A 13,814-nucleotide genomic window follows, 5' to 3' on the forward strand; every position below is an offset into this window, starting at 1 on the left:
CCCGGGGGCGGTGGGTCGTCTCAGAACGGGTCGTTGGAACTGGTGCTGCACGCGCTGGTGCTGCACGTGCTGCCGCAGCCGTCGCTGGTGGAGCACATCATGGTCACCAGCGGGGTGGTGGATTCCACCACCTTCATGTCCAGGACGAACTCCTCCTCGCCGACGACCATCGAGCCGTCGAGGGGTTCGGTGGCGTCCAGGGTCAGCGGTAAGGCCATCGGCTCACTCCTTGCACATACCGGGGATAGGGGTCGTGCTTCCTGGCTCACCGGACGGTGATGATCAGCTCGGCTGAGGCCAGGAGATCGAGACGGCGCCGTGGCGCTTCTTCAGTACGGCCGAAGGGTCGGGGAGCCGGGAAACACCGCTGCCGGTCGGCCAGAATCCGAACGCGGGCTCATGGTGGCGTCCGGTGCGGTCCCATGCCCGGATCTGCTCGACAAGCGCGCCGGCCACGGCCCGGCCGTGCGGGCCATGGGCGGTCGCGCCGAACTCGACGCCGGCGCTTTCCGTCGTACGCCGCACCGCCAGGTAGGCGAAGGAGCCCCCGTGCACGGCCCCGAAGGGGAACCAGGTCTTGCAGAACCCGGCGGCCAGGTCGGTGCCCGCCTCGGCGGTGACCTGGCAGAAGCCGGGCAGGAGCACCGCCAGCCACAGGTGCAGGTCGGCGAAGGAGATCCCGTTCCCGACGGTGACGCCGGACCACACCGACACCGGTTCGGTCGCCAGCACCCCGTCCAGCAGGTCGGTCGCCTCCGGAACGTCGGAGTCGAACTGCAACCGGACGTGCTTGCCGCGGCGGTCCGGCAGCAGGAACGCCCGCTCTGCGTGCGCTCCCGCACCTTGCATCGGCACGAACCCGGCCACTTCGACGTCACTGCTCGCCAGGTGATCGCCGTGGCGGCGGAAGGCGATGGTCCTGGTGATGCCGTTCATCCGCAGCGGCACCACCAGGACGCCGTCGGCGGTGAGCTGGTCCGGCCAGGCGGGCGGGATGTCCCAGGCACCGACCGTGACGAGGGTCCGGTCGAACGGGCCGAGACCGGGCACGTGATGTTCGGCGTCGGCCTGCACGACGGTGACCCGCCCGCCGTATCCGGCGCGCCCCAGCAGATCGCGGGCACGGTCGGCGATCTCGGCATCGATGTCGATGCTGACCACCTGCCCGCCGGGGCCGACGACCTCGGCCAGCAGCGCGGCGTTGTAACCACCCGACCCGATCTCCAGCACGGTCATGTCGGGGCGCAGGTCGGCCATCTCGATCATGCGGGCCTGGATGTAGGCCGCGCTGACCGAGGACAGGCCGACGCCGTGCTCGTCGGTCTTGGTCACCACCGAGTGATCGACGCTGTAGACCGCGTCCAGGGCGGTACCTGGAGGGACGAACATCTCACGCCGGACCGTGCGGAACGCCTGCTCCACCACCGGGGAGACGATCTGGCCGCCAGCGAGCAGCTTGTCGGTCAGCTCGTCGCGCAACCGCGCCGCCCGGCCAGAGCCATCGGTCATGTCCACCGCCTGGATCACGTGGTTCCCCCTTGATGGTCGTAGCTACTCGGACCCGGCCAACGGCCCTGACCTGCGCTGCCGGGCGCGGCCATGCCCGGTGGGAAGCCTGGCATGGCCCGCCGCCGATCACGGGAAAGCGCGGGGCCATGAGGCTGATCCGGCCTGGCCACCCGGCCGATCGCACAAGGGCGCCACGGCCTTTCCAGTAGCTGGTTCCAGCAAGAAGCCGGCCATGCTGGCTCCCCTCGGGCAAGGAGTGGTCTCGGCAACGAGCTTGACCGGCCAGGATCACCCCGAGGAAGGAATTTGGCGGACTTTGGCCCCTGACCCCACGGGCAGGTTCTAGGAGCACACCGGTTCAGCGCAGTTCAAGGGAGCTTGTACTGCTCGTGGGGTATCGCCCGTTCCCACACCTGCTCGAACGCGGTCAGGCAGCGGGCGACCACGGCCGGGTCGTTGCTGCTCTTCTCCTCGGGGATCTCGGTGCCGTCTCCTGCGCAGAAGTTGAACATCACCAGCTTGTGGTCGAACAACCAGAAGTCCGCGCCGGGCAGCATCAGGTCCCAGGCCCGCTCACGCGGCAGCCACCGCACGTCCTCCCCGGCGGCCACGTTCTGGGCGGTGAGCATGTGCTCCCACCGGATGTAGTCCGACAGCGGCTCGGAGACCACCCGCACACGGCGGATCGTCACCCCGCGCCCCACCGCGTCCTGGACGATCTGACGCCAGTTCTTCATCTCGTACCAGCCCGACCCGCCCGACAGGAAGTCCCGGTAGGCGGGGTGAGAGGGGTCATAGGCGTCGCGCATCTCCAGGTGCAGCGCGGTGTGCTTGGCGACCTTGAGCACCTCGGTGCTGTCGGCCGGACCGTGCCCGAGGCGGCCTGGCTCGTAGGTCCCGGCGGCGGCCTCGGCGATGATCGAGGCCATGCGGGCCGGGAGCCGCACCACCGCCTCATCAGTGTGCAGGGTGCCATGCCTGGCGATCTCGGCGAGCACCAGCGGATCAGTGATCAGCAGGCCCTGGAAGTAGAAGTCCCCGGTGCCGGGATCGACGTACACGGCGGGGCAACGCCCCTCGGGCGAGTCGGGATCCTCACCGACCAGATCCAGCGGCATCACGATCCTCCATTCGGCACCACGTCCTGGAAGGTTCCCTACGACCCTCGCCCGCCCCGGCTTCAGGCGTCAAGCCCATCGTGCACGCCAGTGATGATCTGCCGGGCCTTCTCGCCGGTGACGGCCAACGACATCAGCCGCTTCCACGCCGCCAGATAGTCCGCGATCTCCCCCGGCTGGGACACCGACAAGAACCCCGACACCAACTCCACGGTGACCAGCTCGGTGTCGCTGATGACGAAGGTGTGCTCCGGCCACACCCGATGCCCGCCATGAACACGGCCGGCGGCCAGCGGAATGACCCCCAACGACACCGACGGCCACCGCGCCAACGCCAGCAGATGCCGCAACTGCTCGGCATGCACCCCGGCCGAAACGACACGGTGGTGCAGGACCTGTTCCTCCAGCACGAACACGAACCGCGCGTCCGGCCGCCGCAACACCCGTTGCCGATCCATCCGCTCATCGACGGCCTCGGCCACATCGTCCACCTCGACGTGCTGCTCGACCCGGATCGACTCCAACGCCGCAGCGGTGTACGCCCGCGTCTGCAGCAACCCCGGGATCACATGCGCGCAGTACACCCGCATGAGCTTGACCCGCTCGTAACGGTCCCGCACCGACTCCTGAGCACCCTTGAGACCCGCCTGGTTGAGCTGCCGGTAGGTCAGCCACATCCGCTCGACCGCGGCCTGCTCGGCCAGCAACTCGTTCGCACGCCGCTCGGACGCCCCGCAGATCGAGCACCACAGGCGCACATGCTCGGCCGACGCCGGACGAACCGCTCGCTCGATCTTCGACACGTTCGTGGAATCCCGCCACCCGGCCCTGCGCGCGAACTCCACACCAGAGATCCCCGCCGTGGCGCGGAGTTCGCGAAGCTGATCAGCCAGCCGCTGCCGCGCGGCCTGCGCGCTGGAAGAAGACGACGAGGGCATCGCCCCCATCCAAGCGCAGCCCGGGTTCGCACAAGACGACGCTCCACTTACTCCAGTCGACCTGGTTCCGCCAGGGCCCGGTACCGGCCAGCGCCTGCCGGATCGTCGAGGAGACGCGCGGAGCCCGCACACCGCGCCGCCCCGATAGCGAGGGCACCGGCGGCCGGGACTCGATCGGACCAGCGGTTGCCGATCAGGTACGGGTGGGTGCGGCGAACACGGCGTTAGAGATCTTGCCAGCGACGATAGGCGCTGGTAGCGGGCCCGGCATCGACCAGGCGCAGATCCAGCTCGTACTCCTTCAGGTCGTCCGTTGCGGTGCCCATCCTCGCGGTCTCCATCAGGGGGTTCCCTTCTTCTCGATGCTCGTGGCGTTGAAGGTCAGGATCAGGCGGCTGTGTCGCTTGTCCAGGACCGCCCCATCGGGCAGGTCACCGTCCGGGGTCCGTGCGGGAACGACTTCCAGGGCCGGGGCGGGGCAGCCCGCATCGACCCAGGCGCGCATGTGCTCGACCATCCGCCCGGCCGCGGCCGCGGCGGCGGGCCCGTGGGCGTAGGCGCCGAGATCGAAGCGCCGGTCGGTCCAGCGCAGCTCCGACCGGTAGGCGAACGTGCCGTCGTGGAGCGTGGCGGGAGTGCCGAACCGCCATGCCGGCGCGACAATGCCGGAGGCGACGGCCTCCTCCTGCGCGGACAGTGTCACCGACTCCTCCCGCAGGCGGGTGGCCAGCCACATGTCCAGGTCCGGCAGAGCGGTACGGGGCGGCAGGCTCACCCCCGCCCACGCCTCCTGCCGGGGCCGGGCCAGGATGCCCTCGACACAGGCCGGGGCGATCTGCTCGCCTTCGTCGAGCCGCAGGTGGACGCCGTCGGCGATATCGAGATACCGGATGGCGCTCGCCCCGTCGCCTTGCACGGGGACGAATCCGCACAGCCGACGGCTGTGGCTGATCAGCCGATCACCGGAGTGTCGCAGCGCCCACGACCTGGTCGTCCCGAACATCCGCAACGGCACGACGAGCACACCGCTGTCGGTGAGCTGATCGCGCCACGCCGGCGGGATGTCCCACGCCCCGGCCGTGACGATGATCAGGTCGTAGCGGCGGCCTGCCTCGATCGGGTGCTCGGCGTCCGCGCACACCACCGTGACGTCGTTGTAGCCCGCCGCCGCCAAGCAGGACGCCGCCCGGTCGGTCACCTCAGGGTCAATGTCGACGGTCGTGACCGACCCCGACGGGCCAACCAGCTCGCGAAGCAGGGAGGCGTTGTAGCCGCCGCTACCGATCTCAAGGGCGTGACGGCCCCGCAGGTCGCCGAGCGCGTTCGCGGCCTGGCCGAGCATCTCGGCGATGAGGAACGGGGCCGAGACCGAGCTGATGCTCTCTTCCCCGCGCCGTTTGGTGACGACCGCGGTGTTCTCGTACGCCTCCTTCAGGGGAACACCCGGCGTGTACAGCTCTCGGGGGACCGTCCGTAGCGCCGCCTCCACCTCCGGGCGCAACGTCAGGCCCTTTCCCCGATGATCGGCTGCAAGCCGGTCGACCATCTCGTTTCGTAAATCCTCGCTGCCCACGGTGCCAACGCTCATACGGTGTCCTCTCTGTCGTCTGTTTCGATTCATCGGACCACCGCGGTTCGGGCAGTCCGATATTCCGGTAAGCGACCCGGCAGCAGAACCCTGCCGGTGACCTGAGGCCTGCGTGTCTCCCGCCTCAGGTCGCCCAACGAGTCGCGCGCCTTCCATCCGATCCAGCCAAGCAATCCCGACGAGTGGTTCGCTGGTTACCTGACGGCCTGAAGGCAGTGCCGAAGCGCTGGAAATTAAACTCGAAGCGAGCGGACACAGAACTTCCTCGCCCGGCTCAGGCGGCCACCGAACGTCGCGCGGCGTCGAACATCTGACAGAAGTCCATGTCGCCGGACTGCTCGGCGGCCTTCCGCACGCCTGTGAGCCAGTTCAACGGACGAGCCGAGGTCATCCCCCCCTTCATGAAAGCGGGGAGAACTTCGTAACCGATCTTTACAGCCTCGGTCTGGTCCCCGGCTTCGAACAGGGCGCGTGCGAACTGGGCTTGCGCGCAGATACGGTTACGCGGGCTCAAGGATGAGTCGTTCAAGCTGAGCTGCCGAAGGCTGACTGCACGGTCATGATCCCCTAGCAACATGTAACTGGTGGCCTCTTGACCATCGACTTCTCCCGCAGAGACAAAATCGCACCACGCAGGATCAGTGGGATCCGATCCACGGTCGATTTCTCGTCGCGCACGAAGGATCGCGTTGCGGAAGGCCGAGGAATCACCGAGGCTTGCATATGCTTTCGCCTGGCGCAGCGCAATAAGTGCATGCAGCTTGGGTGAGGTTTCGTTTCTCGCAACGGTAGAAGCGAGGTTGGCCAGGCGCAGGGCCTCGCGGGCGTAGCCGCGTTGGCCGGTGGCGCGCGCCTGGCCCGCGGCTTGCATCGACATGAGCAACCAGACGTCGGCTTGGACCTCGGCTGAACCGCTGCTGTTGGCCAGAGGCTGGACCTCGGTGTAGAGGCTGCGTGCGAGTGGCTGGTTGCCGGAGTCGTAGGCCACCCAGCCGCAGAGGGTCCCCAGGTTGGCGGTGACGACGAGCAGGTCTTGGCCGACCGCCTCGGTGTAGTCCGCCTCGTCGAGCATCCGGCGGGCCCGAGCGAACTGGCGGAGTGCTTGGTCCAGCACGGCCCCACCGCCAGTGCTTTGGTCGCGGGTGGCGATGTGGTCGAGGGCCGCCTGCAAGTACCGGACGTCCGTGGCACCGACTCGATCAGGTATTCGGATGTGCGGCATGAGCGCAGAGAGCAGCAGCCCTGCGGCCATGCCGTGGAAGTCCCGGCGGTCCATGATTCCTCCTACGAGGTGGGGAATGCCGTCTTCTTCCAGGATCGCATTGGGTCGGCCCAGGATGAGCGGTGCAAGCGCCGTACGTGGCATTCCCACCATGTCGGCAAATTCCAGCAGTTTGCGGATGTCGTACAAGGTGTCCCGTCGGCCGCGTTCCAGCAGTGACACGGCGCCTTGTGACCAGCCGACCAGTTCGCCGAGACCCCGCTGGGAGAGTCCTGCGGCTGCGCGCATCAACGCCACCACGGCGGGCATGTCGGCGCGAGCCAGAGCCTCGCGCATCGGCCGGCTGTCCCACACCCACGTAGCGGCGATCCCGACGGAGTCTCGGGCCGCGCTTTGGCATGAAGAGCACAACGATTCGGGGTTGTATCTGCTCAATCGTGTGGATTTGCACGCCAGACAGACTCGTTCCCCTGATCCCGTGGCCTGCATTCCGGATACCCTTCCGCGGCTGTCGCCGTGTCCTTTATTCATGTTCCGTGCTGCTCGCTGCGCCCACGCACCCTACCCAGCAGGTCAATAGCACCGTACAACGACCTGTCATCACCTCGTCGCAACCAGCGATAACACCTCGGAATTCATGTGAATCGGCTGCTCCGGCAGCCTTTGGTGCCGGTGGAACGCCAGGCACGAGAGGTGAACGTGAGCCGGCCCGACAAAATCGACCTCGCCTCCATGGTGAAGATCGATCCCAGTTACGTGGCGCTGCTGGATTGGCTGTCCGTTATTTCCGCATCGGCGCCTGCCTTGCCGGCGGCGCTGGCCGCGACACTGCACGACCTGCTCCGGCCCCACGCCCCCTACAAGGCGCTGAAGGAGCCCTCGTGCAGGCACGACGGCGAGCCCTGGCCCTGCACCAGCGCGGCCAGAGCGGTCGCCGCGCTGGTCGAACACTACGAGTCATTGCTCGCAGACCTTGCCGAAAAAGGTCCGGACGCATCCCCGCCCGCCCCCGACCTGCCCACGGGCGACGAACAGCTCCTGCATGGCCTGGCCGAGCGGTGGCCTGCCTGGAGGTTCTGGCAGCCCCGCATCTTCGACGGAGACACCGTCCCCTGGTACGCGACGCGGGGCGGCATCAACCGGCTCCCCACCCGCGCGGAACACCGCCGAGGTCTCCGCTCAGGGGTGCACGCCGACACCGCCGACGCCCTGGAAGAGCTGATCAAGGGTCAGGTCGCCGTGGAACGGGTGCTCATCGACGAGGGCGTCATGGAGCAGCCCCTGTTGATGCGGCAGACCCCGCCGTCTCCGCCCGACCCCGACGTGCCGCCAGACGACCACGCCAACGACCCCGCTCCCACCTCATCCCCGACGAGTTCCTGAAGGAGCCGAGCAATGTCCCCTCCTCCCACCAGCAGTTTGACGCTCGACCCCGCGCAGGCCCTGCGTGAGCTGAGCGAGCGGTTCCCCGGCTGGAAGATCTGGCGGCCCCGGATGTTCGACGGTCAGGCGCCCGGTTGGGCGGCCACCCGGCTCGGCCGGCCCCTGACCGCCCGTGACAACAAGAACGGCTTGGAGGAGACCCTCTTCTCCAACACTCCCGGCGACTTGGAGCAGCAGCTCGCCCAGCAGACCGCGCTGGAGCGACGGCTCGACGAGGACGGCCTCTTGGACAAGCCCCTGCGCGCCACGTGAGCAGTCTCCCCACCGGACCGACCCCTTTGAAAGGCACTTCTCGTGTCCTCTCACTCCGACACTCCTGCACCGGAGCTCGCGTTCGACCCGCGGGTTCCGAGCGCGGCTCGTATCTACGACTTCTGGCTGGGCGGCAAGACCCACTACCCGGCTGATCGGGAAGCCGCCGAACGGCTCCAGCAGGTGGCGCCATCGTTGCCGCAGGCCGCCCGCGACAACCGCCGGTTCCTGGAGCGGGCGGTGACCTTCGCGGCCAAGACCGGCATCTCCCAGTTCATCGACGTGGGTACCGGTATCCCGACCTGCCCGCCCTCGCTCCAGGGCGATGCGCTGTTCTACCCGCCCGTGCTCGACGTGGCGCGCCGGTACTGCCTGGGCCCCACGGTCGTCGGCATCGACAACGACCCCGTGGTGGCGGCCCACGACCGGGCCCTGCTGCCCAGACACCATCTCATCGAGGCAGATATCCGCGACATCACTCAGGTCCTGGACCACCCCGAGCTGGTCGAACACATCGACTGGGAGCAACGCGTCGCTGTCCTGCTGGTCGCCGTCCTGCACTTCATCCCCGACGACCACGACGTCCACGCGATCCTGGACGCGTTCGGGGAACGCATGGCCCGCGGCAGTCTCCTGGTCATCTCCCACGTCTGCTCCGACGATGCTCCCCCGCACGTGGTGCAGCAGATCGAGGCCGTCTACGCGGGGTCCAGTTCGCCTGGGCGATTCCGCACCCGGGCGGAGATCAGCAGCTTCTTCGACGGGTTCGCTCTCCTGCACCCGCGCCTGGTGCCGGTGCAGCAGTGGCCGACCCCGGCCGAGCCACCGTCCGCCCTGCCGGTGCTCGGCGGCGTGGCCATGGCCACGTGATGGGCGGCGGAGCACCCCGGCGCGTACTGGACCTGACCGACGCGCAGATGGGTGACCTGTACGCCCACCAGTTCCTGCCGGTACGCGCCATCGCCGTCCGGGCCGGAGCGTCCTACGGAACCACCCACCAGCGACTCGCCGCCGAGCTGGCCAAGCGGGGGCTCGGGCTACGCCCACGCGGCCACGTCCCGCCCGTCCTAAAGAAAGCCGCCGCCCACGCCCGGGAAACGGCCCGCGCAGCGGGATGGTCGTTGGAGCGCCTGGCCGCCCTCCCCTCGCCGCGGTGGCCGCCGGAGGTGCGCAGCAGATTCCGTGGCATCGCCCGCCTGCTGTTCAGCGCGGGGGCTCTGGCCGCGAACAGCCCGGAGGCGCTGGCTCAAGCCCTCGCTCGAGGCATGGGCTCCAACGCTTCCCGTCCCGACCGCACCTCCGTCACGTAATCAACCGTTCTGTTTCGCTGTGCCCGGCCGTTCGTGGGAGGCCGGGTGCAGCCCGACCCCACCACCACCATGATCATTAGATGCATCGCTGCCGACTACGGCGGCACCCTCACCGGCCCCGCCCATGACGAGATCATCGGCATGAAGCCCGTTGACGAGCTGGCCGCGGTCACCGTGCGCACGCTGCACGCTCGCGGGCTACGGCTCGTCCTGGCCTCCAACACCCTGCCCGGCCAAGACCGGCGCCCTGCCCTGGAAGCGGCCGGGATCGCCGACCTGTTCAGCGAGGTCCTGCAATCGGACCGGTTGGGCTTCGCCAAACCCGCCCGCGAGTTCTACGCCGCGGTGGTCCAGGCCGCGCGGTGCGCGGCCGGCCAGATCCTGTTCGTCGGCAACAACCTTCGCCACGACGTGGCCGGCCCGCTGGAACACGGCATGCAGGCCGTCCTGATCCGCCCCCACGGCCTGGCCACCGGAGAGGAACTCCCCGACGGTGCCCGGCTGGTCACCCACTTCTCCGGGCTGCTCCCCCTGCTGGGAGAAGAGCCATGACCGCCATGGAAGGCCCAGCGGACCCGTTCTCCACAGATGGGGTGCCCGCCCGGTGGGGTTTCGTCCGGCAGCTCCTGCTGGGCAACAGCAAGGACTACTACCCCGCCGACCTGGATGTCGCCCAACGTGCCCTGGCCGTCGCTCCCGACGCGGCCACCTGGGCATGGCAGGAACGCGCCTTCCTGCACCACATCGTCGGTTACCTGGCCCACGGCAACGCCACCTACCGCAGGGGAACCACCCAGCTCATCTACCTGGGGTGCGGCCTGCCCGAACCGAACTGGCGCTGCGGTGACCAGCTCCACCACATCGCCCGCCGGGAAGACCCTCGGGCCCGCGTGCTGTACGCCGACCCGGACGCGACGTTCGCGACCTACGGCCGGGCGCTGACGGCCGAGGCCGAAGTCACCAAAATCCCCACCCGCGGCGATGACCACGGCACCTGCGTAGAGACCGACGTCCTGGCCAAGGTCATCGAAGCGGGCCCAGACGACCCGGCCCAGGTCCTGAACGCCCCCGAGGCCCGCGCCGTGCTCGACCTGGCCCAGCCCATCGACGTGCTGCTCCCAGCAGCGCATTTCCTGTCCGACCCGGCCGCGGTACTCGACCGTTGGGCGGACGCCTTGCCTGACGGGAGTCGCATCATGATCACGCACCTGGAACAGCACGAGGACACCGCCGAGGTGGCCCAGGTGTACCGGGACGCGTTCGGCGTCTGCTCCCCACGATCCGCCGATGAGGTCGCCGATCTCCTCGCCGGGTATGACCTGCTCCTGGACCCGGGTGTGGTGCCGCTCCCCGACTGGCGGCCACCGCCTCTCCCGGAGGACCCCGCACGCGTCCCGGTGTGCCGGATCCTGTGCGCGGTCGGTCAACTGAAGCGCACGGTCCGCGCGGGCCTGCTCTCCGACCAGCACCTGGCCCGCAGGTACCGGGAGGGAGAATCGCTGCGCACCCTGGCGCAGGCCGCCACCAGCAGCAAGGAGACGGTCCGCAGGCGCCTGCACCGGCAAGGGGTTCAGATGCGCGCGAAGAAGCAGCCCCCACCCTCCGGCCTGTCGGCCGAACGCCTGGCGGCCCTCTACATCCAGGGGGCGACGCTCAAAGAACTGAAAGGGCTGTCGGGGGCCTCCTACGGATGGGTTCGCGCCCAGTTGGTCGAGCAAGGCGTGGAGCTCCGCTCCCGCGGCTACAAGTCAAGACCTAGCGCGCGCAGCTCTGCCACAGGAGGAGACCAGCCGTGAGGGTCGCCTCCTACAACATCGACGCAGCCGCGACCGCCGACCAGCGGGAGCACCAGTTCACCCGGCTCGCCGAACTCGGCCTGGACGTACTCGGCATCCAGGAGGCCAAGCACTGGGACCGCGATGGCTGGGCCCAACTGCACGAGGCCGAGATCCTGTTGGGGATGCGCGGGTTCCCCGTGCCCTCCAACCACCACGGCTGCCACCTGGTCCTGTTCGTCCGAGAACCAAAGGTCCGAGTGCTCCGCGAACGCCACGACCGCGCCGCCCCGTACTGGCACGCCCTCTGCGGGCTGGAGATCGTGCTCGATGAGCACCTGTTCGACCGGATCGACCTGTACAACACACACCTGGCCCCCTCCTCCCCCACCACCCGCCTCGCCGAGGCCGAGACGTTCCACCTGCTGACCAAGCGCGCCCCGGTGATCCTGCTGGGTGATTTCAACGCGCTCCCGGCCGGCGACCCCAACCCGCCGCGCACGGACGCTTCCTACAGGAGTGTGCGACGCAAGCTGGACCGGACCCCGGCTGCGGTCATCGCGGAAGCCGGGTTCACCGACGTCGGCGCACACCTGGAGGACACGACCCCGACCGTGGGCCACGCCCCCGGATCCAAGCTCGCTTATCGGTGTGACCGGATCTGTACCACGCTGCCCCCGGCAGCGATCACCGGCTATCAGGTGGTCACAGACCTTGATGACTGCTCTGATCACCGGCCCGTCGTTGCGGAATTCACCTTCGCAAAGGCATGACGGCCCGCGGCGCGCTGCGGGCCCGTGGACCGGCGTGGCCTCCCGGACGCATCCCAGCGCCGCACCAGGTGCGGAGACGGCGCCGGGGAATCCCGGGAGGCCACCGCCACCCATCCCCCAACCCACCGATCAGGAGGAACCCGATGCCCACCCCCGCCCTGCCCACCCCCGAACAGGTTGCCGAGGAAGCGGCCCGCATCCTGGACGCCATTCACGGCGACCCCGAGTACCAGCGGCTGCTGGAGGGATGCGTCCGCTACGACAACGACTGGCAGTGCGCCGCCGGTGTCTGGACCATCAGCCGGTGGAACGTGCGAGCCGACGCGGCCCCGCTGATCGAAGAGGCGCTGCGTGCCCTGGCACTCAAAGGCGCCGTCTACAAGCTCACCGGCGACGTGGCCGCCGCCGAGCTGCCGATCGCCCGACCCGTCGACGAGGTCACCCATGCCGTCCTTGCGCAGCGGTACGTCACCGAATGCATCGCCTGCCGGGCCGGGATCGCCTTCATCCACATGACCGACACCGAACAGGAGGCGCCGCCCTACCGGGCCGGGGGCTACACCCATACCGCCTACACCAAGGCGTGGGGTCAGCCGCCTGCCCGGTACTGGCTCGACGCCGACGAGCACGCCCGCCGCGCCGCCGTCCTGGACGCTCTGCTGTCCGGTGTCGGTGTGCACGACCTGGGGCGCAGCCACACCATCGCCTTCGACACGGCGCTACCGGCGTAGCTCGGTCGCCAGGACCCGGCGCAACGCAGCGACGACCTGCCCGCCCGGGAACCGTTCCGCCGCGATGGTCTCCGCCTGCCGCAAGGCGGAGGCCATCGCCGCGTCCGGGGCCGTGCGCAACAGGGCGACCATCCACCCCTCCAGGTCCTCGGCCCGGTCAGGGAGCTCCAAATGCTCAGGGGCCGGGATGAACACCTCACGCGGCACGTGCAGCCGCCAACCACCGTCGGCCGGCGGCCGCCGCACCGGCTCAGCGGTCTCGGTTGGCGGGCCGGGGACGGGTTCACCGGCGGAGGCGTACGCGCCAGGCGGCAGGCCGACCCGGAAGGGGTGCACGCACACCGGCACCCCGGTATACGTATCCACCCGCTGCCCGCTCTCGAAGGCGTGGTGAGGAAGAGGGCGCGGCGCCACGTCGAACCGGCCGGGGCCAAGCTGCTGTGCCGGGCACACCACACAGCAGTCATCGGCCCATTCGGGACGCGGTTCGCTCATCGACACAGCCTAGGACGCCGGTGCGCCACAGCACCTCCACCACGGCGCAGGCGTCGCCGCCGGGAAGTGCGTGGTTTGCCGTCCGCGAAACAACAGGCGCTCAGCTCGTCGTCAGAGCGATCCCGCAGCGGCCCCAACCCTTCATCGACGGTGCGCAGCGCCTCGCCCGTGAATCAGGATTTGCGCAGGTGATGGTTGCCTGGCCCGACCTCCACGGGGCGCCCTGGCCAGTGCTTGCCGGTCAGCAGCCCCGCGCCAGTGGCTTGTTGATCAGAACGCCGGCTCCGCGTTCGGCGGCGAACTCGAAGATGTCCGGCTCACCCACGGGCGGTGAGGGCGTCAGCGCGTTGCAGCCGACGACCAGGTAATCAAGGGCGACCAAGTCGAACCGGGAAGGGCTGTACTTGTCCTCGCGCTCCCGCTTGGGCACGGTCAACCGTTCGGTAGCGAAGCGATACGGGCAGCGCTTGCCGGTACTGAGATGCCCCCGGCTTCGGCCTGCTGAAGGCTGGCGAAGGGCACCTTGCAAGATCTGAGGTTCCCCCCGTTGCACGGACACCTGCGGTGAGGTCACTCGGCGGTGTCTGAGGGCAGGTTGAGCCCTTCGAACGTGACGGGGCTGTGCATCCCGATACTGGAATGACGCCTGTAGGGATTATA

The 13,814-nt window shown here is 68.9% G+C and carries 16 protein-coding genes; 8 read left to right on the top strand and 8 right to left on the bottom strand.

The window, feature by feature from the left end:
• Positions 1-20: 20 nt before the first annotated feature.
• From DPM19_RS12080 to DPM19_RS12105, 6 genes are all read right to left on the bottom strand, one after another.
• Positions 21-218, bottom strand: a complete 198-nt coding sequence (locus DPM19_RS12080) for an FxLD family lanthipeptide (RefSeq protein ID WP_111866259.1) — start codon at positions 216-218, stop codon at positions 21-23.
• A 64-nt stretch (positions 219-282) separates the two neighbouring features.
• On the bottom strand, positions 283-1,509 hold the full coding sequence (fxlM, locus tag DPM19_RS12085) for a methyltransferase, FxLD system (protein WP_111866421.1): 1,227 nt from the start codon (positions 1,507-1,509) through the stop codon (positions 283-285).
• Between the two features lie 368 nt (positions 1,510-1,877).
• Positions 1,878-2,627 (bottom strand): DUF6879 family protein, encoded by a 750-nt coding sequence (locus DPM19_RS36245; protein ID WP_233510048.1) that lies wholly within the window; start codon positions 2,625-2,627, stop codon positions 1,878-1,880.
• Positions 2,628-2,689: 62 nt separating this feature from the next.
• Positions 2,690-3,565 carry a helix-turn-helix domain-containing protein gene (locus tag DPM19_RS12095; protein ID WP_158566769.1) on the bottom strand — a complete coding sequence of 292 codons (876 nt, stop codon included), beginning with the start codon at positions 3,563-3,565 and terminating at the stop codon, positions 2,690-2,692.
• A 340-nt stretch (positions 3,566-3,905) separates the two neighbouring features.
• Positions 3,906-5,153, bottom strand: coding sequence for a methyltransferase, FxLD system (fxlM, locus tag DPM19_RS12100; RefSeq protein ID WP_111866264.1), 1,248 nt, complete (start codon positions 5,151-5,153; stop codon positions 3,906-3,908).
• A 274-nt stretch (positions 5,154-5,427) separates the two neighbouring features.
• Entirely contained in the window at positions 5,428-6,711 is a 1,284-nt protein-coding gene (locus DPM19_RS12105) for a helix-turn-helix domain-containing protein (RefSeq protein WP_158566770.1), read from the bottom strand.
• Between the two features lie 303 nt (positions 6,712-7,014).
• Here DPM19_RS12105 and DPM19_RS12110 point away from each other — a divergent pair, with 303 nt between their 5' ends.
• From DPM19_RS12110 to DPM19_RS12145, 8 genes are all read left to right on the top strand, one after another.
• Positions 7,015-7,758, top strand: coding sequence for a hypothetical protein (locus DPM19_RS12110; protein ID WP_146778831.1), 744 nt, complete (start codon positions 7,015-7,017; stop codon positions 7,756-7,758).
• A 12-nt stretch (positions 7,759-7,770) separates the two neighbouring features.
• Entirely contained in the window at positions 7,771-8,070 is a 300-nt protein-coding gene (locus tag DPM19_RS12115; RefSeq protein ID WP_146778832.1) for a hypothetical protein, read from the top strand.
• Positions 8,071-8,112: 42 nt separating this feature from the next.
• Positions 8,113-8,940 (top strand): SAM-dependent methyltransferase, encoded by an 828-nt coding sequence (locus DPM19_RS12120; protein WP_111866274.1) that lies wholly within the window; start codon positions 8,113-8,115, stop codon positions 8,938-8,940.
• Complete coding sequence (locus tag DPM19_RS12125; protein ID WP_146778833.1) at positions 8,940-9,380, top strand: hypothetical protein; 441 nt, start codon at positions 8,940-8,942, stop codon at positions 9,378-9,380. The genes DPM19_RS12120 and DPM19_RS12125 overlap by 1 nt, the downstream gene beginning before the upstream one ends.
• Positions 9,381-9,425: 45 nt before the next feature.
• Positions 9,426-9,932 (top strand): HAD family hydrolase, encoded by a 507-nt coding sequence (locus DPM19_RS12130; RefSeq protein WP_111866280.1) that lies wholly within the window; start codon positions 9,426-9,428, stop codon positions 9,930-9,932.
• Positions 9,929-11,176: an SAM-dependent methyltransferase gene (locus DPM19_RS12135; protein WP_111866283.1), complete on the top strand. Its 1,248-nt coding sequence runs from the start codon at positions 9,929-9,931 to the stop codon at positions 11,174-11,176. The genes DPM19_RS12130 and DPM19_RS12135 overlap by 4 nt, the downstream gene beginning before the upstream one ends.
• Entirely contained in the window at positions 11,173-11,928 is a 756-nt protein-coding gene (locus tag DPM19_RS12140; protein ID WP_111866285.1) for an endonuclease/exonuclease/phosphatase family protein, read from the top strand. Before DPM19_RS12135 ends, DPM19_RS12140 begins: the two co-directional genes overlap by 4 nt.
• 143 nt (positions 11,929-12,071) lie before the next feature.
• On the top strand, positions 12,072-12,659 hold the full coding sequence (locus DPM19_RS12145; RefSeq protein ID WP_111866288.1) for a hypothetical protein: 588 nt from the start codon (positions 12,072-12,074) through the stop codon (positions 12,657-12,659).
• Here the strand turns inward: DPM19_RS12145 and DPM19_RS12150 are convergent.
• Positions 12,648-13,154, bottom strand: coding sequence for a hypothetical protein (locus DPM19_RS12150; protein ID WP_111866426.1), 507 nt, complete (start codon positions 13,152-13,154; stop codon positions 12,648-12,650). The two genes, DPM19_RS12145 and DPM19_RS12150, sit on opposite strands and share 12 nt — an antisense overlap.
• Positions 13,155-13,395: 241 nt before the next feature.
• The gene (locus DPM19_RS12155; RefSeq protein WP_158566771.1) at positions 13,396-13,590 is read right to left on the bottom strand and encodes a hypothetical protein; all 195 of its coding nucleotides are present in this window, start codon (positions 13,588-13,590) and stop codon (positions 13,396-13,398) included.
• Positions 13,591-13,814: the final 224 nt, after the last annotated feature.

The organism is Actinomadura craniellae, assembly GCF_003289645.1.
In the GTDB taxonomy this organism is placed as follows: Bacteria; Actinomycetota; Actinomycetes; order Streptosporangiales; family Streptosporangiaceae; genus Actinomadura_D; species Actinomadura_D craniellae.

What these genes read in the sequence shown, in the direction of transcription:
- DPM19_RS12125 (WP_146778833.1), top strand. Translation starts at nt 8,940, where the DNA reads ATGGGCGGCGGAGCACCCCGGCGCGTACTGGACCTGACCGACGCGCAG.
- DPM19_RS12080 (WP_111866259.1), bottom strand. Translation starts at nt 218, where the DNA reads ATGGCCTTACCGCTGACCCTGGACGCCACCGAACCCCTCGACGGCTCG.
- DPM19_RS12095 (WP_158566769.1), bottom strand. Translation starts at nt 3,565, where the DNA reads ATGCCCTCGTCGTCTTCTTCCAGCGCGCAGGCCGCGCGGCAGCGGCTG.
- DPM19_RS12150 (WP_111866426.1), bottom strand. Translation starts at nt 13,154, where the DNA reads ATGAGCGAACCGCGTCCCGAATGGGCCGATGACTGCTGTGTGGTGTGC.
- DPM19_RS12145 (WP_111866288.1), top strand. Translation starts at nt 12,072, where the DNA reads ATGCCCACCCCCGCCCTGCCCACCCCCGAACAGGTTGCCGAGGAAGCG.
- fxlM (WP_111866421.1), bottom strand. Translation starts at nt 1,509, where the DNA reads ATGACCGATGGCTCTGGCCGGGCGGCGCGGTTGCGCGACGAGCTGACC.
- DPM19_RS12105 (WP_158566770.1), bottom strand. Translation starts at nt 6,711, where the DNA reads ATGCGCGAGGCTCTGGCTCGCGCCGACATGCCCGCCGTGGTGGCGTTG.
- DPM19_RS12135 (WP_111866283.1), top strand. Translation starts at nt 9,929, where the DNA reads ATGACCGCCATGGAAGGCCCAGCGGACCCGTTCTCCACAGATGGGGTG.
- DPM19_RS36245 (WP_233510048.1), bottom strand. Translation starts at nt 2,627, where the DNA reads ATGCCGCTGGATCTGGTCGGTGAGGATCCCGACTCGCCCGAGGGGCGT.
- DPM19_RS12115 (WP_146778832.1), top strand. Translation starts at nt 7,771, where the DNA reads ATGTCCCCTCCTCCCACCAGCAGTTTGACGCTCGACCCCGCGCAGGCC.
- fxlM (WP_111866264.1), bottom strand. Translation starts at nt 5,153, where the DNA reads ATGAGCGTTGGCACCGTGGGCAGCGAGGATTTACGAAACGAGATGGTC.